17 protein-coding genes and 1 tRNA gene are annotated in these 19,609 nt (G+C 59.2%); 8 read left to right on the top strand and 10 right to left on the bottom strand.

The features are described 5' to 3' along the window. The first annotated feature begins 64 nt into the window (after positions 1 to 64). Positions 65 to 922 carry a hypothetical protein gene (locus BN3002_RS03930; protein WP_257525461.1) on the top strand — a complete coding sequence of 286 codons (858 nt, stop codon included), beginning with the start codon at positions 65 to 67 and terminating at the stop codon, positions 920 to 922. Here BN3002_RS03930 and BN3002_RS03925 read toward each other — a convergent pair. Both BN3002_RS03925 and BN3002_RS03920 read right to left on the bottom strand, forming a co-directional pair. Next, a complete protein-coding gene (locus BN3002_RS03925; protein ID WP_058236684.1) occupies positions 909 to 4,205 on the bottom strand; it encodes an ABC transporter ATP-binding protein/permease in 3,297 nt (1,098 codons plus the stop codon). The two genes, BN3002_RS03930 and BN3002_RS03925, sit on opposite strands and share 14 nt — an antisense overlap. Beyond that, entirely contained in the window at positions 4,189 to 4,812 is a 624-nt protein-coding gene (locus BN3002_RS03920; protein WP_257525460.1) for a TetR/AcrR family transcriptional regulator, read from the bottom strand. Before BN3002_RS03920 ends, BN3002_RS03925 begins: the two co-directional genes overlap by 17 nt. Before the next feature lie 165 nt (positions 4,813 to 4,977). On the opposite strand from BN3002_RS03920, the gene BN3002_RS03915 reads away from it, so the two are divergent. Beyond that, the gene (locus tag BN3002_RS03915; protein WP_058236682.1) at positions 4,978 to 6,015 is read left to right on the top strand and encodes a DUF2804 domain-containing protein; all 1,038 of its coding nucleotides are present in this window, start codon (positions 4,978 to 4,980) and stop codon (positions 6,013 to 6,015) included. A gap of 172 nt (positions 6,016 to 6,187) precedes the next feature. Here BN3002_RS03915 and BN3002_RS03910 read toward each other — a convergent pair. Then, a tRNA-Pro gene (locus BN3002_RS03910) sits at positions 6,188 to 6,261 on the bottom strand. Between the two features lie 128 nt (positions 6,262 to 6,389). Between BN3002_RS03910 and BN3002_RS03905 the strand changes: the two genes are divergently transcribed. Together BN3002_RS03905 and rarD are read left to right on the top strand one after the other, a co-directional pair. Then, on the top strand, positions 6,390 to 6,998 hold the full coding sequence (locus BN3002_RS03905; RefSeq protein WP_058236681.1) for a sugar O-acetyltransferase: 609 nt from the start codon (positions 6,390 to 6,392) through the stop codon (positions 6,996 to 6,998). Positions 6,999 to 7,125: 127 nt separating this feature from the next. Then, a complete protein-coding gene (gene rarD / locus BN3002_RS03900; RefSeq protein WP_058236680.1) occupies positions 7,126 to 8,112 on the top strand; it encodes an EamA family transporter RarD in 987 nt (328 codons plus the stop codon). On the opposite strand, the gene cmk is transcribed toward rarD, so the two are convergent. From cmk to xerD, 7 genes are read right to left on the bottom strand one after another with little or no spacing between them, the layout of a single operon-like run. Then, the gene (gene cmk, locus BN3002_RS03895; protein ID WP_058236679.1) at positions 8,064 to 8,822 is read right to left on the bottom strand and encodes a (d)CMP kinase; all 759 of its coding nucleotides are present in this window, start codon (positions 8,820 to 8,822) and stop codon (positions 8,064 to 8,066) included. The genes rarD and cmk overlap by 49 nt on opposite strands. Before the next feature lie 10 nt (positions 8,823 to 8,832). Beyond that, the gene (locus tag BN3002_RS03890) at positions 8,833 to 9,975 is read right to left on the bottom strand and encodes a prephenate dehydrogenase (protein ID WP_058236678.1); all 1,143 of its coding nucleotides are present in this window, start codon (positions 9,973 to 9,975) and stop codon (positions 8,833 to 8,835) included. Further along, complete coding sequence (locus BN3002_RS03885) at positions 9,975 to 10,724, bottom strand: pseudouridine synthase (RefSeq protein ID WP_058236677.1); 750 nt, start codon at positions 10,722 to 10,724, stop codon at positions 9,975 to 9,977. The genes BN3002_RS03890 and BN3002_RS03885 overlap by 1 nt, the downstream gene beginning before the upstream one ends. Beyond that, positions 10,721 to 11,302 carry an SMC-Scp complex subunit ScpB gene (scpB, locus tag BN3002_RS03880; protein ID WP_058236676.1) on the bottom strand — a complete coding sequence of 194 codons (582 nt, stop codon included), beginning with the start codon at positions 11,300 to 11,302 and terminating at the stop codon, positions 10,721 to 10,723. Before scpB ends, BN3002_RS03885 begins: the two co-directional genes overlap by 4 nt. After that, positions 11,299 to 12,120 carry a segregation and condensation protein A gene (locus tag BN3002_RS03875; RefSeq protein ID WP_257525459.1) on the bottom strand — a complete coding sequence of 274 codons (822 nt, stop codon included), beginning with the start codon at positions 12,118 to 12,120 and terminating at the stop codon, positions 11,299 to 11,301. The genes scpB and BN3002_RS03875 overlap by 4 nt, the downstream gene beginning before the upstream one ends. Then, positions 12,104 to 12,976 carry a ParA family protein gene (locus BN3002_RS03870; protein ID WP_193600039.1) on the bottom strand — a complete coding sequence of 291 codons (873 nt, stop codon included), beginning with the start codon at positions 12,974 to 12,976 and terminating at the stop codon, positions 12,104 to 12,106. Before BN3002_RS03870 ends, BN3002_RS03875 begins: the two co-directional genes overlap by 17 nt. A 27-nt stretch (positions 12,977 to 13,003) precedes the next feature. Next, positions 13,004 to 13,939, bottom strand: a complete 936-nt coding sequence (xerD, locus tag BN3002_RS03865) for a site-specific tyrosine recombinase XerD (RefSeq protein WP_257525458.1) — start codon at positions 13,937 to 13,939, stop codon at positions 13,004 to 13,006. A gap of 150 nt (positions 13,940 to 14,089) precedes the next feature. On the opposite strand from xerD, the gene tkt reads away from it, so the two are divergent. From tkt to pgl, 4 genes are all read left to right on the top strand, one after another. Next, positions 14,090 to 16,171, top strand: coding sequence for a transketolase (gene tkt, locus BN3002_RS03860; RefSeq protein WP_082628514.1), 2,082 nt, complete (start codon positions 14,090 to 14,092; stop codon positions 16,169 to 16,171). A 147-nt stretch (positions 16,172 to 16,318) separates the two neighbouring features. Next, positions 16,319 to 17,857, top strand: coding sequence for a glucose-6-phosphate dehydrogenase (zwf, locus tag BN3002_RS03855; protein WP_082628513.1), 1,539 nt, complete (start codon positions 16,319 to 16,321; stop codon positions 17,855 to 17,857). Continuing rightward, positions 17,854 to 18,804: a glucose-6-phosphate dehydrogenase assembly protein OpcA gene (locus BN3002_RS03850; RefSeq protein ID WP_058236674.1), complete on the top strand. Its 951-nt coding sequence runs from the start codon at positions 17,854 to 17,856 to the stop codon at positions 18,802 to 18,804. The genes zwf and BN3002_RS03850 overlap by 4 nt, the downstream gene beginning before the upstream one ends. Continuing rightward, the gene (gene pgl, locus BN3002_RS03845; protein WP_058236673.1) at positions 18,801 to 19,550 is read left to right on the top strand and encodes a 6-phosphogluconolactonase; all 750 of its coding nucleotides are present in this window, start codon (positions 18,801 to 18,803) and stop codon (positions 19,548 to 19,550) included. The genes BN3002_RS03850 and pgl overlap by 4 nt, the downstream gene beginning before the upstream one ends. Positions 19,551 to 19,609: the final 59 nt, after the last annotated feature.

Here is a 19,609-nt window from a genome sequence, read left to right as displayed (position 1 = left end):
CATGCACGCCCCTCCACCACGTAGGCCCCGGACTTTCACAGCTCTGGGCCGTCAGGCCATCGCTTTGATAGCACGCCAGATGGTTCGCGAGGGGCGCCGTACTGTCATTGTTCCGACCTATGCCTGCCTGACGATGATCGTGCCGTGGCAATTGGAAGGCATGCGCATCGAACAGGTGGCGTGCGATCCGGTGATGATGGATCCCGCAGATCTTGAACGAGCCCTTGCCAAGTGCTCAGCTGACGAAACAGTGGTGTTCTACTGCGAGACTTTCGGCTGTCAGCCCTCGCGCGCGCTCAGCGATGTACTCGGTGAAACACGCGGGCGCGGTGTCCGAGTTGTTGCAGACAGAACCCACAGTATGCTGTGCGATTCGGTGTGCGCCGCTGACATGGAACTTGTTTCTGCCCGCAAGCTCCTGTCGATTCCGGAGATCGCGTGGGTCGATGGCACGGTCGACCAGCCCTCTCGACGAAGCGAGGCTGACAATGCGCTGACGCGAGCTCGCCAACAGTTTCTTTCCACTCCGTCGGTTGCAACGTTTGAAGCCGTTGAGGATCTGGCAGATGAGCTGTGGACGCCGGTGTCGCCGTCTCAGGACGCTATGACGGCGCTGGAAGCGGTCGATATGGCCGGGCTCCGTGCAGATGTGCGCCGCACGCGCACACGAGTGGAAGTGGGTCTGCCACCGGGGTGCACAGTAGTCAATGAGGGCGTGTGCGCTCCCCTCGTTGTGCGCACCAATCACGCCGGCAAGGCGGCCGACGCACTGTATTCGCGCGGCATTGTCGGACCAATTCATTGGGATCGCCCCGCCAGCAGCCGGCTCGAGTGGCCGAGCGACCTGCTGTGCCTACCGCTGGTGATGACGCCTGACCAGTGCGATCAGTGCATCGAAGTCCTGACCGCTATTCACTCCTGAGTGCTTCCACCGGGTCCTTACGTGAGGCTGCTGAGGACGGGATCAAGCCTGCAATGAAGGTCAGGAACATGGAGATCGCCACCAGTATCGCTGCCGCACCCACCGGCAGGATCGCCACATTATAGATCCCGAAGTTCGCGCCCACAATGAGGTTGGCCGGTATGGTCAGCAGCGCGGAGATGCCGATACCCAGCAGGCCCGCAACCAGACCCACGATCAGGGTTTCCGCATTGAATACGCGACGAATATCCCGCTTGGATGCGCCGATGGCGCGCAGAATGCCGATCTCTTTCTTGCGTTCGAGCACCGAAATATAGGTGATCACGCCGATCATGATGGACGAGACAATCAGTGAAATCGCCACAAATGCGATCAGCACGTAACTCACCACGTTGATGATGGTGGTCACCGATGACATAAGCGTGCCAACCAGGTCACTGTAGTGGATGACCTTTTCCTCATGTCCGTCGGCTCGTTGCTGCTCGTTGTAGCTATCCAGAATGGTGATGATTTCACCCTTGGATTCAAAATCCGCCGGGAAAATGTCGATACGTGAGGGACTGGCCGGATCGGCATACCCCATCTTCGACAGATTCGCATCGTATGAAGTTGGCTCGGTCATCATCATTTGAGCGATCAGCTCGCTCAGTTCCTTCTCATCCATGTTGAAGTTAAAGGCGCGAGCTAGAGCGTCCTCGTCAATTTCCATCGCTGCCGACATGTTCTGACTGAGCTGGCTCATCTGGTTGGAGATGGCAGTGCCAATTGAATTTTCGAGGATGGAGCCCACCTGCGCTGAAATCTGGTCCGACACAGCCGTCATGGCGTCGTTCATGTAGGCACTCATGGCGGCATTCATCTGCTCAGCGAGGGCCGGGCCTTGAGCTGCCATCTGTTCGTCCATCTGTTGCCCGATCGACTCGCTGATCTGCCCAATGGCCGAGTCCGCCACGCCGCTCAGATCGGCCTGTGTTCCGTTCAGGTTGTCCTCGTTCTGGGCGAGCAATGCCTTTCCCTCCTCCGAGTCGAGGAAGACGGCGAAGTTCCTTGCCACGTCGCTGGCGTCGAGCCCATGCACCATGCAGTACTGGAAGTAGCCTGTCATCACCTGCTCGACCAGTGAGTTCAAGCGTTCAGGCTCGATCGCACTAGCCGCATCCATGCCCAGGTTCTGCCAGTCCACGCTGGCCATCGCGCGCTCAATGTCAATACCGTCCATCAGTGAGCTCATGTCCACTGATCCGAGCATGTCCTCGATACTGAGAGTCGGCAGCATCGACGGGTCAATAGTCAGTCCCGGCATATTCAGGTTCAGGTTCAGTGCCGACGGATCGATTGCCAGCTGCGATTCGTCAAATGTGAACGCCTCGGCCAGGGCGTCCCGGTCCACGCTGATCAATGACTTGAAATCCACCCCGCTGTTGCGCGGATTGTTCTGTTCATCGGCAAAGGTACGCCCCGTGAGAATATTGACTGACTGCTGGTCCAGTTGTGCGGCGACCACGTCGGAGCCGGCCGCCTCGTCCATCAGGTCCCTGACCAGGCTCGACGTGTAGTAGATGCCGGGTTGCAGGGCTGTGGCCGTGACTGATTCAGCGGGCTGCACGATGCCGACAACTCGCAGATCCTTCCCCTTGTCGACCAGACCGGACACAAAATCCTGATCCTTGCGCTTATCGGTCCACACCTTGTGCGTCTCCTCATAGACGTAGTAGTCGGCAGCGTTCACGACCTTGAATGTGACATTCATGATGTCGTCGTAGCTGACGTCGATTGGGTCATCAGGAGCATCAATGTCTTCCTGGTTGGCGAATTGTGCCACCATTGTCTTGAGTTCTTCCGGATCGCGCAGTCCGAGCGCGTACAGCGCGAAGTCGCTCATCTTTCCTGAGGGAGTGAGGACGGCCAGCGCCTCGTTCGATTCCGTTGGCCAGTGACCGGCAACCATGTCGTACTGTTGCTCGATGAGGGAGAGGTCGTCGCCCAGTTCGTTGAATACGTCAGTGTTCATCGCCTGGTTCATGAAGGCATTCGAGGTGGTGCCTGCGCCGATGCCGAGGGAAGCGAAAGTTGTGTCCGGGTTGACCTGGCGTGGCCCCGATTCCATATCGTCCGCAAAAATCTGAGGCCTGAGGTTGTAGCGATACTCGATGGAGCGGGCGTACTGATCGAGGTTGTCTGGATCGGAATCCAGGTATCTCTTGAGCGCGGTCAGATCATTTGAGTCAACCGTTTTGAACATGTTGGTCACCATCGGCATTTCGCCCACGTGTCCACTCTGCACACTGTCCGCGCTGTCTGATTTTTCTGACATTTCCGCGGACGCCTCGAGCATGGACGACATGTTCAGTCCCTGGTTGAAGATCTGGAGAGGATAGACGGAGAGCGTGTCTTCCTCGACGTTCTTGATATAACTGTTCACGCCGTTGGCAAGAGCCAAAATCAATGCAATCCCAATGATGCCGATACTGCCGGCGAAGGATGTCATCAGGGTACGGCCCTTCTTGGTCATCAAGTTGTTGAAGGACAGTCCCAGAGCGGTGAGGAACCCCATCGAGGTCTTCGCATTCTCGCTACTTTGAGTGATCTGACTGCGAGTATGCTCCTCAATCGGGTTGGAGTCGTCCGATACTGTGCCGTCCTTGAGTGTCACGATGCGGGTTGCGTATCGGTCAGCAAGGTCGGGATTGTGCGTCACCATAATCACCAGGCGGTCTTGTGCAATGCCGGTGAGCAGATGCATGATCTGTTCGCTCGTCACCGAGTCCAGGGCGCCTGTCGGCTCGTCAGCCAGAACAATCTCCGGGTCGTTGACCAATGCACGGGCGATGGCCACGCGCTGCATCTGGCCGCCTGACAGCTGGTTGGGGCGTTTGTGGGCGTGCTCCTCGAGGCCGACATCGCGAAGCGCTGCCAAAGCGCGTTGACGCCGATCGGAACGGGAGACACCGGACAGGGTCAACGCCAACTCCACGTTAGCGAGCACGCTCTGGTGTGTGATGAGGTTGTAGCTTTGAAAAACGAAGCCGATCCGGTTATTGCGGTACGTGTCCCAGTCGTGGTCGGAATAGGTGGATGTGTCAACATCGTCAACGATGATGGAGCCACTGTCGTAATGATCCAGGCCGCCGACAATGTTGAGTAGCGTCGTCTTGCCTGAACCCGACGGACCCAGGATCGCGACGAATTCGTTGTCGCGGAACTCAATTGAGACATCGTCGAGCGCCTGCTGCGTCAAGTCGCCTGTCGTGTAGGACTTGGTGACGTTATTGAGCTGAAGCATTGTCTGCCTCCTGGGGCATCAGGCCGGTGCTGACCAATTCGAGCCAGCGCGAGCGGATGGAGTGGTCGAAAGCGATGGGGGCGCTGCACAGCAGGATGCCGAAATCCTTGACCATGAAGTCGGTACGCAGCGAGTGGTCGCGGCGCCCGGCGTCAATGATTTCAGTGAGGTTGTGAACAATTCTTTCACGTGTGTGGGCGATTTCCCGATCGCGTAGATCTGAAAAAGATTGGAGATATTCGGCAACTGCCTGCCGGTTGGCGCCGTTGCCGGCCGCCTCAGTCACAATCACAGAGAGCAGATGGGACAGGGCGTCTCCCCCACGGACCTGGCCATCTGCGACACGCTTGGCAGTCTCAGTGAAGAGATCACATAGATGGGTCAGAGCCTGCACTGCAACGGCGCGGACAAGCGCCTCTTTTGTCGGGAAATGCCGGTAAAGCGTTCCAACTGCCACTCCGGCTTCCCTCGCGATCTGTTTCATGGAAACACCTGGACCGTGTTTCTTGATCTGTTCACCGGCCGTTGACAAGATGCGCTGCAGATTCAGGCGCGCGTCCGAACGGGTCGGGCCGCCCTCGTCAATAGTTGACGCTGCCGTGTGCATGATGTGGTTTCTCTTCCATGTCGTGATCATGTCGGTGAAGGTGAATCTAGGTTCATGTTATGAGTGCAGTGCGCTCCACGCATAGTGAGCGTTCCGAATGTGGGCAGCCTCTCCTTGCAGGCTCGTTTATCCGCACGCGCGACGCGCACTGCATAGACTGAACGAATGACTCCCCCTGTCGATACGCGCAATCATGAAATCACCGCTTCAGGACCGCTGCTTACGCCTGACGGTACGGTGCGAGAACCGGGCTGGGCACGCTCCCCTCTACTGGCCTACGACCGGCAGGCAATCGCTGCTCCCCGGTGGCGCATCAAGGAATGGGACTACTACATTGCGCTCACAGATACCACCGCCCTTGCCTTCACTGTGTGCGACGGCGGCTACTTCGGCATGGTGTCGGTGTCGTGGGTGGATCTGACTGCTCCAAGTGAACACACTGAAACCGTTCTGATACCTCTGCCCATGGGACGGCTCAAACTTCCCCACTCCTCCACTGCAGGGGTAAGCCAGTTTGTCAATTCTCGCGTCCGGATACGCTTCGAGACGACTTCTACAGGTCGAAAGATTCGCTGCCACATGAAGAACTTCAGCGAGAGTGAGGACTTCAAGTGCGTGCTGACCATGGAGCAACCGGGCATGGATTCACTGGTGATTGCCACGCCCTGGGCTGAAGATCCCCGTGCCTTCTACTACAACCAGAAGGTCAACTGTATGCCGGTTCGTGGAAGCGCAACATGGGGTTCGCGCCGCGTCGACTTCGATGCGGCAACGGATTTTTGCACCCTTGACTGGGGGCGCGGGGTGTGGACCTACGACAATCGCTGGTACTGGGGTTCAGGGAATGCACGCATCGACGGCGTTCCCTTCGGATTCAACATCGGTTATGGTTTCGGCGATACCTCGGCCGCCAGCGAAAACGTCATATTTTATGATGGCGTCGCGCACAAACTTGATGACGTGTTATTCCAGATACCTCATTCCTACACCGATCCGTGGCAATTCACGTCTAGCGACCACCGCTTCGAAACAGTCTTTGAGCCGATCATCGATCGCAGCGCGAGCATGTCGGTTGGCCCTGTCGCCACCGAGCAGCACCAGATTTTCGGGCGCATGAGCGGACACGTCGTACTCGACGATGGCACAGACCTCGAACTGCGCAATATCGTGTGTTTTGCCGAGGACGTCCACAACCGCTACTGACTCATTCGTCGATCTAGGCCAGTCGGTCAGTTCACCGATCCTTACTGATCAAAAGCATTCTCGCACCAAGCGGCTCTTATTCCACGTTAGTGGCTCGGAGCCCATTGACGCACGTATGAGCACAATCCACGACAAGAAAAACCCGGAAACCTGCAATTTCCGGGAAAAATTGTCGGGCTGGCGGGATTTGAACCCACGACCCCTTGACCCCCAGTCAAGTGCGCTACCAAGCTGCGCCACAGCCCGAAGTTCGCCGTCACGGCGACCTGACTACTTTAGCTCACGAAAGCAGTCCTTTCCAAGTTGACCGACTTGATGCCGATCACATCGCGCGGTGTCTTGTTCAGCCCCGCACCGTTCGATAGGCTCCACTCATGTCATCGCCAGATTACTTTGCCAACGATTCGCGTACGAACCGCCAACGTATGCTTGATGAAGACTTCTATATTGGCGACGATCCGGAGAACGCTCGAATCGCCCAGAAAGCCATTGAGCTATCTGAGCAGTATCGCCTCGCGATCATTGCGGGTAACGCACAGGCACGTGAGATTTTGTGCGAATTACTCGGCTCGTTTGGCGCAGGTTCCTACATTAAGCCGCCTCTGAGCGTCGACTATGGTGAGAACCTGCATGTCGGTGACCGCACATTCATCAATATGAATCTGGTTGCCCTCGACGTTGCCGCCATCTACATCGGTGATGACTGTCAAATTGGCCCGAACGTTCAACTCCTGACGCCCATTCACCCACTGGCACCCATTCCTCGGCGCGACAAACTAGAGGCCGCGCGCTCCATCCGACTGGGCGACAATGTTTGGCTCGGAGGCGGTGTCATCGTGTGTCCAGGAGTGACAATTGGCGATAACACAGTTGTTGGTGCCGGTTCGGTTGTGACGCGAGATCTGCCGGCGAATGTCGTCGCAGTGGGGACACCTGCACGCGTAGTGAAACACCTCGATCCGGAGGATACCCGCCTGGAATAGACCCCATATTTCCAGCACAAACGATCTGTACATCACATGTCGACGCGTGCCCTGCCAATTCGCCGCTGTTGTCCCTAGACTCCATAGCGGGAATGGTCGCGCGTCTTGGTTTGAGGAGTCCACTGGCATGAATAAGGTTGGCATCGGTGTGTCCTTATTGGCATCCGTCACGTTCGCCGCTTTCACGTATGTCGCCAAATTTACGCCGCCATTGAGCGGCACACAGTTGTGGGGCTGGCGCATCATGCTGACGGTACCCGGAATCATCCTCACTTTCATCGTGAGCGGTCGCGGACGCTCCCTCGTGCGTGAGATACAGATCGTACGGGAGAACCCATCTCGACTGCTCAGCTACGCCTTTTGCGCGCCCATGCTGGCAGTGCAAATGCTGCTTTTTGGGTGGGCACCACAAATGGGCAGGACGCTTGAACTGGCACTGGGATACTTCCTCATGCCGGTTGTTATGGTGTTGGCGGGGCGTTTCGTGTACAAGGAACGCATGAGTCCCCTCTCGGCTCTTGCGGCTGTACTGGCCGGATGCGCCGTCATCTATCAGGTCGTCTCGACAGGGCAGCTCGGGTGGGTCGCTCTCATCGTCGCTCTGGGATACCCCCTGTACTTCATGGTTCATAAGTATTTCCATACCGAGGGTGTCTCCGCGCTCACGTGGGAAATGATCCTCGCCTCTCCACTGGCACTATGGTTCGCACTGGCGCGCGGTGGCGTCAATGTCCCACGAGAAAATCCCCGACTGATCTGGATCATTCTGCTGATCGGCGCTGTCTCAGTGGTCGCCATGATCGTGTACGCATTGTCTGCGCGGATGCTGCCGTACAGTGTGTTCGGGTTGATGACCTACGTCGAACCCGTCCTGGTCTCCCTGCTCGCTATGGCAGCTGGAGAGCGCATCAGTCCTGGCGAAATCATCTTGTATATCGGAATCTACACCGCTGTTGGCCTGTTGGGTGTGGACGGCCTGTTGGCAATTGTGCACCGTGAACGCTGGCGTGCCTTCCCAGCTCGTCCATGGATCAAACGTCGCCGCAGAAAGTCGCCGCGTTCCCGTCACTTCAGGCGCGATCGCACATCCCGGTCGATCAACTCAACCAACTGATCGACCACTTGATCAATTGTCAGATCAGAGGTGTCGATCGGCGTCACACCGGCCGCCGGTGTCATGAACTCCGACACTGTTGAATCCGCGGCGTCGCGCCCCTGGACCTGTGCACGCGTTGCTTCCAAAGCCTCCGCATCCACACGACCATACAGTTCCAGTGTCCGCCTGCGCAGCCGTGCTTCGGGGTCGGCACTCAGCAGCACCCTGACATCGGCATCCGGGCACACCACCGTTGTGATGTCACGGCCCTCAGCGACCATACCGTGACCGTTTGCGCGTGCTTCCATCATGCGGCGGCGCTGCTCACGCGCCATCCAGTGACGCACTTCCATATTGGTTGCCACCTGGGACACCACGCCAGAGATCCGGGGCGTGCGGATATCGAGGGTAATCTCCCGTTCCCCCATGAAGAAGTGGGGATCGTGTGGATCAGAGTCCATACGAAGCGGCATTTGGTCTGCTGCAGCCGTGACTGCGTGACGGTCAGCCAGGTCCACCCCAGATTCCAGGGCGAACCACGTGAGCGCACGATACATCGCACCCGTGTCGAGGTATCCGATGCCCACGCGCGACGCCACGCGTCTGGAGACAGTTGATTTTCCAGACCCTGCGCTGCCGTCGATGGCAACCGTGACGCCGACACGTTCAATTCCCTCACGCAACGCTGCATCGAAATCTGTAACAACTGGTGCGTCCTGGTCGCCCATCACACTGCTCCTACTCTGTACTCGCATGCGCAATAATGCGCCATCCGCGTTTAACCAACTCGACCTCCGCCTCACGCGCACGCGTCGGATCCACCATGATGCGAGCCACACCAACCCGCTGGCGGGCAGCATGGTCAACCGTGAAGTCTTCAATGTTCACGCCGATCGACCCCAGTTCCGTAAACAGGTGCCCAAGCTCGCCAGGCTCATCTGGCACCAGAACCTCAACCTCGGCGAAATGGACAGGAACGCCACCGTGCTTGCCCGGAATACGTTCGACTCCACGGTTGCCTGCTTCCATGACGCGGTTTACCGCACCGACCGATCCACCCGTCAGCGGACCGCCTTGGGCGGCGCGATGCAGATGCTCGCGAAGGGCGTTTAAATCGTCACTGAGTGCATCCAAAACCTGCGTGATTGGACCAGCGTTGCCAGCCAGGATGACGGTCCACAACCGAGGGTCCGACGCTGCAATCCTGGTCGTATCACGCAATCCCTGGCCAGCCAGGGACAATGCTTCACTGGGCGCGTCCGCCAAGCGCGCGGCAAGCAGCGAGGACACCAATTGCGGCACATGAGACACCAGAGCAACTGCATGATCATGGGTGGAAGCATCCAGCTGCACAACAACCGCCCCAACATCTGTCGCCAACGTGCGGACCGCGACGATCGCCTTGTTCGATGAGGCCTCGTGCGCGACCACCACCCAGGGCCTGCCGATAAACAGGTCGGGATCTGCCGCCCCCGCGCCGGAGCGTTCACGACCTGCCATCGGGTGCGAACCAACGTATCGCGCTGCCAACGTGGCATCACCTGTGGATGTGGCCAGCTCCAGGACCTCCTGCTGCACGGCGCTCTTAACGGACGCCACGTCCGTGACAACGGCTTCAGGGTAGTCCTGCAAAGCGCGCACCACGCACTCCCCTGCCACGTCAGGTGGGGTGGCAACGACGACAAGGCGCGGCTCGGCGGTCCTCACCGTCTGCAGGGCTCGGCCCGCTCCCATGTCAACGGCAAGCTGCTCAGAGGTGGGAGATGCATCGCTGAGAAATACGTCGATCCCTCCCCTGCTCAACGCCAGGCCGAGGGAGGCGCCCAACAGACCAGATCCAATAATCAGAACTGGGCCATGCGTCCCGACTGCGCCTGCCATTACAGGCCTACGCAGGAGTACAGGCCGACGAGCATGTTCCCCTTCACGCGGCGCGTCGTGCCTGGTTGCAGGCGCTCGAGGCGAATAGGGCCGAACTCGGTGCGTACCAGTTCGCGCACTGGGAAGCCGACCGCATCCATGAGTCGACGCACCAGACGGTTGCGCCCCTCGTGCACGCGGATCTCAACAGCCGTGATGTCGCCGAAGGTTTCAACAACCCTGAAACCGTCAACGGCAATCGGACCGTCTTCGAGTTCAATTCCTTTGAGCAGCTGCTTGCGCACCTGAGGCTTGACCTCACCGTGGACGCGCGCCACGTATGTCTTGGGCACCTCATAGCTCGGATGTGTCAAACGGTTGGCCAACTCACCGTCATTGGTCAACAGCAACAGTCCTGACGTATCAATGTCCAGGCGTCCGACGTGATAGAGGCGCTCCGGGTAGTCTCCAATGATGTCGGTCAGACAGGGACGCCCCTCAGGGTCATCCATCGTTGAGACCATGCCGACCGGCTTGTTCAGCGCCATGACGATGTGTTTCGACTCGTCTGTGATCACCAGATCGCCGTCTACGTGGATGACCTGATGGCCGGGGTCGACACGAGTGCCCATCGCAGTTACTACATGGCCGTCCACGCTCACGCGTCCCTCGCGGATCAGCTCTTCGGCAGCGCGCCGCGAGGCGATTCCTGCTTGAGACAAGACCTTTTGCAGCCGAATTCCACCTTGTACGTGTGGATCGTTTCTCACAGTGTCTCCTCCATGTCATGAGCCAATTCGTCAAGCTCGTCGCTTTCGGGCAGGTAGGGTGCCAAGGGCACCAGCTCGTCCAGAGAGTTCATCCCCATGCGCTCCAGGAACATGTCAGTTGTCCCGTACATTCGGGCACCTGACGGCGCCAGCCCCACTTCTTCAATCAACCCGCGTGCCACCAGCGTACGCACAACCGAGTCAACATTCACGCCTCGAATGTGTGAGATTCGCGCCCGCGTCACCGGCTGGCGGTATGCCACCACCGCCAGTGTTTCCAATGCGGCCTGACTGAGTTTGGATGATTCGGAGCCGACGATGAAGCGGCCCACCATGGATGCCCACTGAGATGAGGAATAGATGCGCCACCCTCCAGCGGCGTGGCGCAGTTCGAATCCACGCGCCCTCGTGCCGGGGATTCGGCCCGCATACTCGTGGGCGAGGTGTTCCAGCGCGGTGGTCACATCATCTTCATCAGTGTCTAACGCATCAGCGAGTTGAGCGGCACTGACGGGTGCGTCGGCGACCATCAAGATCGCTTCCAGTGCGCAGTACAGCGCGTCGGACGGCTCACTCATTGTTCCTCCATTGACGAGGGCGTCTCCCCCTCGTAGTCATCGATCGGCACCTCGTCCAATGTGGTTCCGTTCCATTTCACCGTCAGTTCGCCCAGTGCTTCGGCCTGATCAAACTCAATAATAGTGCGGCGGAAAAGTTCCAGGACCGCCAGAAACCGCGACACCACGACAGCTGTGCTCTCAGCATCTGCGATGAGCGCGTGGAACGTCATCACCGGCTGGGCGCGCAGTTTATTCATGAGGATCGGAACCTGCGTGGCGACCGGGATCACCGGGTCGTGCAGGTGGGCGATCTGCACAGCAGGTGGGCGGTTGCTGAGCGCATCGGCCGCTAGGCGCGCAAGATCTTCGGCACTAATGGTCCACACCAGTTCAGGCAGCAGTGCAGCGAAATGCGGTTCCAGTGCGACGTCCCGGGCGTATGACCCGTCGAAATTTCCCAGTCGTGAAGCGATGCTACCGGCGGCCATTTTGAATGCCCGGTATTGCAGCAGGCGCGAAAACAGCAGGTCGCGTGCTTCCAGATCTTCCAGGTCGACATCTGTTTCATCGACGTCACGCGGGAGAAGGTGTGCCGCCTTCATGTTAAGCAGCGTGGCCGCCACGACGAGGAATTCCGTGGTGCGTGACAGGTCCGGGAATGCGCTCATGTGAGCGATGAACTCGTCGGTCACTTCTGCCAAGGCGACCTCGGTAATGTCGAGGCGCTTGCGTGAAATCAGCTGCAGCAGCAGATCAAAGGGACCTTCGAATACGTCCAGTGTGACTCGAAATTGATCGATGGTCCCTTCGTCAATGATCTCAGGCGACGCCACCACGAGCAACCACTTCTCGAGCCAGGCGGCGGTACGCTTGCGCTCCAGGATGCGTTGGTGCATACGTGGTGATCGGTTCAGTCGCCACCGACGCGTCAGGGAATTTCACCGTGCGACGGATCCTGGTCGAAAACACCAGGTCACCGAATGCTTCACTGAGCCGCTCCAGAACCTCACGCGTGTGCAGCGTGCGGGTATCGACCATCGTGGCCACGATTCCGTCAATGTTCAGCCGCGGGTTGATCCGGTCACGCACCGTCTCAATGGTCTCGACCAGTAGCGCCACACCTCGCAGGGCAAAAAACTCAGCCTCTACCGGCACGATCACGCCGTGGGAAGCGCTCAACGCGTTCACGGTCAGCAGGCCCAGTGACGGCTGGCAGTCAATGAGGATGACGTCGTATTCATCAGCCACCGAACGCAGCACACGTGCAAGAGCGGATTCGCGCGCCACTTCGTTGACCAGTTGGACTTCCGCAGCAGACAGGTCGATATTCGCCGGCAGGACGTCAAGATTGTCCACCGCCGTGGGCACGATCGCCGTATGTGCATCCGGTTTGGACGCCATCAGCAGCGTGTAAATCGTCTGGTCCAGTTCCAGGGCATTGATGCCCAGACCCACCGATGCGGCACCTTGCGGATCAAAGTCGACGATCAGCACACGCCTGCCGTATTCAGCAAGCGCGGCACCCAGGTTGATGGTCGTCGTGGTCTTACCGACGCCGCCCTTCTGGTTGCACATGGCAATAATGCGTGCAGGGCCGTGCCCTTTGAGCGGCTCAGGAACAGGGAAATCTTCTTCCTCGTTGGTGGTGCCACCCAAATCCGTTACCAATGCAGGTTGATCATCATGAGTCACGCTCTTAGCCTAGTTCATTGTGCCGCGTCAGTTGCGCAGCTGGGCACGTGGATGAGCGGATCGGTACACTTCACGCAGCGTCGTCGCCGTCAACCGGGTATAGATCTGCGTGGTCTGAACGCTGGCATGTCCGAGCAGTTCCTGCACGTCACGCACGCTCGCTCCACCCTCCAGCAGATGCGTGGCAAAGGAATGACGCAGAGTGTGGGGCGATACTTTCGATTCCAGGCCGGCCTCACGAGCGACCCGTTGAATCGATTCCCACGCCGATTGGCGCGACATGGGTCGCCCTCGTAAATTCAGGAACAAATGCGAATCGCCTCGTCCTCGGGAGGCAAGCTCCGGGCGAGCACGCACCAGATAATTGCCCACTGCCTGACGTGCAGCGTGTCCCACCGGTACCAGGCGTTCCTTGCGTCCCTTGCCGAACAGACGCACGACCGGTAGTTCCTCATCCAGGTCGATGTCATCGACAGCCATTGCCAAAGCCTCTGACACGCGTGCCCCGGTGGCGTAGAGGACTTCGAGCAGCGCATGGTCTCGAATGCCGCGCGCCGAGTCGTCGCGCGCCGCCATATCCAGCAGGCGTGTCACCTCGTCAATACTGAGGGCTTTGGGCAGGCGCTCCCCCATTTGCGGTGAGTGCACATCCTGCGTCGGGTCGACCGCACCGTATTTTTCACGGATCGCGAAACGATGAAACCCTCGAATCGCTGCCAGTGCGCGCGCAATTGACGAGGGAGCCTTCGGTGCCGTTTTACCGTGAGGATGGGACAGGGCGGACAGATAATCTGCGACGTTGTCGGGGGTGACCGCCTTCAGATCCGTGACCCCACGCTGGTGCAAGGCCCGAATATAGCCCTCGATGTCCCGGCGATAATTCGTCACCGTGTGCACCGATGCGCCTTTTTCCACCTGCAGGTAGCTCAGCCAATCCTCGGCAATACTGTCCAAAGCGTCCACGTGTGAATGCTAGACGATCAGGCCCAGGTGCGCGGCTGAAAGTCCTCGTCAGGGGTCGCAGTATTCACGTAGACTAATCCTGCAGCCAATATCAGTATTGTTCTGACCTGCGTCGCTCAACGTTGGGGCGCAGAAATTCTGGAGGATGTTGTGACATTGAAGTGGGACTCAATCGATGATCGAGCAGTTGCGACTGCCCGCGTGCTAGCAGCCGATGCCGTGGAGAAAGTGGGCAATGGCCACCCAGGCACCGCTATTTCGCTGGCACCTGCCGCATATCTGCTCTACCAGCACCATATGAAGTTTGACCCAACTGACCAGCATTGGCTGGGCCGCGACCGTTTCGTCCTGTCAGCAGGCCATTCATCGCTGACACAGTATGTGCAGCTGTATCTGGCTGGCATGGACTTGGAACTGGAGGATCTGAAGTCACTGCGCACGTTCAAGTCAAAGACGCCCGGTCACCCCGAATTCAAGCACACCAAGGGCGTGGAAGTGACCACTGGACCGCTGGGTACCGGCATCGGTGCGGCCGTCGGTTTCGCCATGTCGGCTCGCCGCAGCCACGGCCTGTATGATCCGGAAACACCGATGGGTGAATCCGTCTTCGATCACAACGTGTACGTCATTGCCGGTGACGGTTGCATGCAGGAAGGCGTCCAGTCTGAGGCTGCCTCACTGGCCGGAACGCAGCGCCTGGGCAACCTGACGGTTATTTACGATGACAACCACATCTCGATTGAAGACGACACAAATATCGCGTTTAACGAGGACGTTCTGGCGCGCTACGAATCCTACGGCTGGCATGTCCAGCGCGTTGACTGGCTCAAGGATGATGGCTCCTACGTCGAAGACATCCAGGCCCTGGATCATGCACTGAATGAAGCTGAGAAGGTCACCGACCGTCCCTCCATCATTGCGCTGCGGACCATCATCGGCTGGCCGACTCCGAAGAAGCAGAACACCGGCGGGATCCACGGATCCAAGCTGGGGGATGAAGCGCTGCGCGGCCTGAAGGAAGCGCTCGGCTTTGATCCAGAGGCGATGTTTGCCGCCGATGAAGAAGCCGTCAAGGCAGTGCGGGAAGCCACCGCGAAGCGCGCACGTGAGGCACGTGAGCAGTGGGATGAGCGTTTCAACGCGTGGCGTGAGGCCCAGCCTGAACGCGCAGCGATGCTGGACCGTGTTTTGGCGGGCGGCCTTCCGGATGGGTGGGAATCAGCCCTGCCCGTGTTCGAAGAAGGCAAAGCACTGGCCACCCGCGCAGCCTCCGGTCAGGTACTCAATGCCATCAAGGACGTTTTGCCTGAACTGTGGGGCGGTTCCGCTGATCTGGCAGGATCGAACAACACCTACATGGACGGCTACCCGTCATTCCTTCCCGAGGATCGCTCCTCTGAGAAGTTCCCGGGCAACCCGTTTGGCCGTAACCTGCACTTCGGTGTACGCGAGTTCGGCATGGGTGCCGTGATGAACGGTATTGCCGCCGATCACCTCACCCGCGTGTACGGTGCGACATTCTTCGTCTTTTCGGATTTCATGCGCGGTGCGGTGCGCCTGGCGTCCATCATGGATCTGCCCGTGACCTACGTGTGGACCCACGATTCGATCGGTGTGGGCGAAGACGGCCCGACGCACCAGCCCATCGAGCATCTGGCAGCCTGCCGCGCGATCCCGAACCTCGCGGTTGTACGCCCGGCGGATGCTGCAGAAACGGCTCAGGCATGGAAGTCGATCCTGGAACGTCAGCACCCCGCCGCGCTGATCTTGTCGCGTCAGGGTCTGCCAAACCCTGCCCGCGGCGACGAGGCCGGCCTGGCCGCTGCGGAGGGCCTGGATCGCGGCGCCTATGTGCTGAGCTGTGACGGCGATCCGGATGTCATCCTCCTGGCATCGGGTTCTGAGGTGTCAATCGCCCTTGACGCTGCTGCCACGTTGCGCGAAGAAGGTCGCAGCGTGCGCGTCGTGTCGGTTCCCTGCATGGAATGGTTCGACGAGCAGGACGAGGATTACAAGGAATCGGTCCTGCCCAGCAGTGTGCGTGCCCGCGTCTCCGTCGAGGCTGGCATTGCGATGCCGTGGCACCGCTGGATCGGCGACGCAGGCCGAGCCGTGTGCATCGAGCACTTCGGTGAGTCAGCTGATGGCGCCCGCCTGTTCGAGGAGTTCGGCTTCACAGCTGAGGCAGTGGTGAGCGCTGCTCACGAATCACTGGATGCTGCAGCGAAGTAAGACTGCTTTTTGCTGACATGAGGTATCGGCGCGGGGTGACGGCACATGGCCGAAGCCCCGCGTCGATCATGTCGTGAGCATGACAAGCTGAATCACGGCGATCTCGATACGATGGTGACCTGACACATGATCGATTGAGGAGTGTGCATGGACCCTTCATCGGATGACGCGACGATGCAGATACGAAGCTCCATGGATCGGAGGCTGCCCCGAATTGCGCCTCCTTGCGGCCTGGTCGTTTTCGGCATTACCGGCGATCTGGCGCGCACGAAGTTGCTGCCCGCTATCTACGACCTGGCACACCGCGGCCTCCTCAACCCTGCGTTCGCGCTGACCGGATTCGGCAGACGTGAGTGGGATCGTGAAGATTTTGAAGATTTCGTGCGCACCTCCATTGAGCAGCACTCTCGAACAGGGTTCGACGAGGGAACGTGGAAGCATTTTGCATCCGGCTTGCGCTTCGTGTCCGGCTCATTCGACGACACTGACGCATACGAGGAGTTGGCGCGGACGGTGCGTGAACTTGATGAATCCCGCGGCACCGGCGGTAATCACGCCTTCTACTTGTCCATTCCCCCCAAGTGGTTCCCGGTTGTCTGTCAGCACCTAGCGAACACTGGTCTGAACGAGCGTCAGGATAGTGAGTGGCGCCGGGTGATCATCGAAAAGCCATTCGGTCACGACCTCGAATCTGCCCGCGAACTGTCGGACGCAGTCTCGCGCGTCTTCGATGAGCAGGACGTGTTCCGTATCGACCACTACCTGGGCAAGGAAACCGTTCAGAATATTCTGGCGATGCGTTTCGCCAACACGATGTTCGAACCGCTGTGGAATGCGCACTATGTGGATCACGTGCAGATCACGATGGCGGAGGATATCGGCATCGGTACTCGTGCCGGCTATTACGACGGTATCGGCGCGGCGCGGGACGTCATCCAGAACCATCTGCTTCAGCTCGTGGCGCTCACCGCGATGGAGGAGCCCATCAACTTGTCGCCTGAGGCGCTCAGGGCTGAAAAGCAGAAGGTCCTGTCCGCTATTCGTCTTCCCGAGGATCTGGCGACCTCAACAGCGCGCGGTCAATATCAATCCGGCTGGCAAGCCGGCCAATATGTTAAGGGATATCTCGAAGAGGACAATATTCCCGCCGATTCGCACACCGAAACATATGCCGCATTGACATTGCACGTGGATACGCGCCGGTGGGCCGGTGTTCCGTTCTATCTGCGAACGGGCAAGCGCCTGGGCAAACGCGTCACGGAGATTGCAGTTGTCTTCAAACGTGCCTCGCACGTCCCGTTCCAGCACTTTGAGATGGGAGAAACCGGGCACAATGTCCTCGTCATCCGTATCCAGCCCGATGAGGGAATGACGATTCGTTTCGGTGCGAAGGTCCCCGCAACAGAAATGCAGGTGCGTGACGTGACGATGGATTTTGGCTACGGTCACGCGTTCACTGAAGATTCCCCAGAAGCCTACGAGCGCCTGATTCTTGATGCGCTGGTCGGTTCCGCGCCACTGTTCCCCGATCAGGATGAGGTTGAGGCCTCGTGGAGAATCCTCGATCCGGTGCTGGATTTCTGGACGCAACAGGGCCTTCCCGACCAGTATCGTCCCGGAACATGGGGACCTGAATCAGCTCACCAGATGCTCGCCCGCTCCGGCCGCGCTTGGAGGTTGCCGTGATTATCACCCTCAAAGACACATCTGCCCTCGATATCGCCTCACAGCTTCTGCAGATTCGCCAGGAACAGGGGGCTTCGGCGCTGGGCCGTGTGTTAACGCTGATCGTCGTGGTGGACGACCTGATCGACGTCGACCATGCGATTGAAATTTCGCAAGCTGCTTCTCACGAGCATCCCTGCCGCGTCATCGTGGTGGTGGAGCCGGTGCAGGCAGAACGCTCCAGCTCCCCGCGGGTCAATGCACAGATTCGCATGGGCAAGGACGAGGGGCCGTCTGAAGTCATCGTCCTGGAGCCTCGCGGCGACGCTGGTCAGGATCTGGATACCCTGGTTATGCCGCTGTTACTGGCCGATACGCCGGTGGTGACGTTCTGGCCCAGCATACCGCCTGAAAATCCTGCCGAGCATCCGCTGGGGCGACTGGCCGTGCGTCGCATTTCGGATTCACGGGAGACCGATACGCCCATCGATACACTGTTGCGCCTGTCCGAGGTGTACACCCCGGGGGACACTGACTTGGCGTGGTCTGGCGTCACGTTGTGGCGCGCACTGATCGCCACAATGGTCGAAGGGTTCAAGTCGGTACCCACTGCTGTGACCGTTCGCGGCCACCACACTCATCCTTCGTCGTATTTAGTGGCAGCGTGGCTTGCCGATGTGATGGGTATTCCCTCGCGCGTCGACACCGATCCGACAGCTCAAACCATTACGGGTGTGCACTTCACGTTTGATGATGCCGAGGAAGCCTCGTTAACGCGCCCTGCCGGCTCGTCTGTCGCGCATGTCAAGCGTTCGGGTCTTGATCCTGTTGCGGTTAGTCTTCCGCGGCGCAGTATTCAGGACTGCGTGATGGAAGAACTCAGACGCTTGGATCCTGACCTCATGTATCAGCACGTGATCGGCAATTTCCTGCACGATGTGCATCGCGAGTGCAAAGGCCAGTCATGACTTCTTCTCCCCTGCCCCGTATCGTCACCGCTTCTGACCGTAAGAATCTGGCCAGCGCTGTTGCGCGCGAATTGTTGCCAATCCTCGTGCACGGCGCACGTGAACACAGCGCTGACCGTCCCTTCCAGTGGGCTATCGCAGGCGGCGTCGTGCACGACGTTCTCGCCGATCTCGCTTCGATCATCGCTGACGAGGACGACCTCGATGCCGACTGGTCGCATATTCGAGTGTGGTGGGTCGATGAACGCTTCGTTCAGGCCACCCACTCCGAGCGTAATGACCAGCAGGCCGTATCCGCGCTGTTCGCGCAACTGCCCGGCATTCAGCTGCGCCCCATGCCCTCCGACCGCGGTCAGGGACTCGATCAGGCGGCTGAGGACTATGCAGATCTGTGGCGCTCAGATATCGGTGACGGGGTGCTTGACTTTGCGCTGATCGGGATGGGACCGGATGGGCACATTGCCTCCCTCTTCCCGGGCCGCGCGCACGAAGCTGATGGCGCGCCTGTTCTGGTCGTGCGCGATTCACCGAAAATGCCGCCGTTGAGGCTGTCGCTGCCGATGTCGACTATTGCCAGTGCCCGTGATATCTGGGTTGTCGCGCCCGGTGATTCGAAGGCTGATGCGCTCACGGAGGCACTGGTGTACGCCGCACACGAGCAGGACCGGCCGATTGCCGGTCTTCCACGCGATCGAACCACGTTCTGGCTTGATACGGATTCGGCGCGCGGCCTGGAAATTCGCTGAATCACCGGGTCGTGGTCTCAGTCCACTGCGCGCACAGTCAATAGAGAAATCGCACGTGG

This window comes from Actinomyces ihuae (assembly GCF_001457875.1).
GTDB lineage: Bacteria > Actinomycetota > Actinomycetes > Actinomycetales > Actinomycetaceae > Pauljensenia > Pauljensenia radingae_A.
This window is presented reverse-complemented; position numbering and strand designations above follow the sequence as displayed.

What these genes read in the sequence shown, in the direction of transcription:
- BN3002_RS03920 (WP_257525460.1), bottom strand. Translation starts at nt 4,812, where the DNA reads ATGCACACGGCAGCGTCAACTATTGACGAGGGCGGCCCGACCCGTTCG.
- cmk (WP_058236679.1), bottom strand. Translation starts at nt 8,822, where the DNA reads ATGGGCGACCAGGACGCACCAGTTGTTACAGATTTCGATGCAGCGTTG.
- zwf (WP_082628513.1), top strand. Translation starts at nt 16,319, where the DNA reads ATGGACCCTTCATCGGATGACGCGACGATGCAGATACGAAGCTCCATG.
- BN3002_RS03905 (WP_058236681.1), top strand. Translation starts at nt 6,390, where the DNA reads ATGTCATCGCCAGATTACTTTGCCAACGATTCGCGTACGAACCGCCAA.
- BN3002_RS03915 (WP_058236682.1), top strand. Translation starts at nt 4,978, where the DNA reads ATGACTCCCCCTGTCGATACGCGCAATCATGAAATCACCGCTTCAGGA.
- pgl (WP_058236673.1), top strand. Translation starts at nt 18,801, where the DNA reads ATGACTTCTTCTCCCCTGCCCCGTATCGTCACCGCTTCTGACCGTAAG.
- scpB (WP_058236676.1), bottom strand. Translation starts at nt 11,302, where the DNA reads ATGAGTGAGCCGTCCGACGCGCTGTACTGCGCACTGGAAGCGATCTTG.
- BN3002_RS03890 (WP_058236678.1), bottom strand. Translation starts at nt 9,975, where the DNA reads ATGGCAGGCGCAGTCGGGACGCATGGCCCAGTTCTGATTATTGGATCT.
- rarD (WP_058236680.1), top strand. Translation starts at nt 7,126, where the DNA reads ATGAATAAGGTTGGCATCGGTGTGTCCTTATTGGCATCCGTCACGTTC.
- BN3002_RS03925 (WP_058236684.1), bottom strand. Translation starts at nt 4,205, where the DNA reads ATGCTTCAGCTCAATAACGTCACCAAGTCCTACACGACAGGCGACTTG.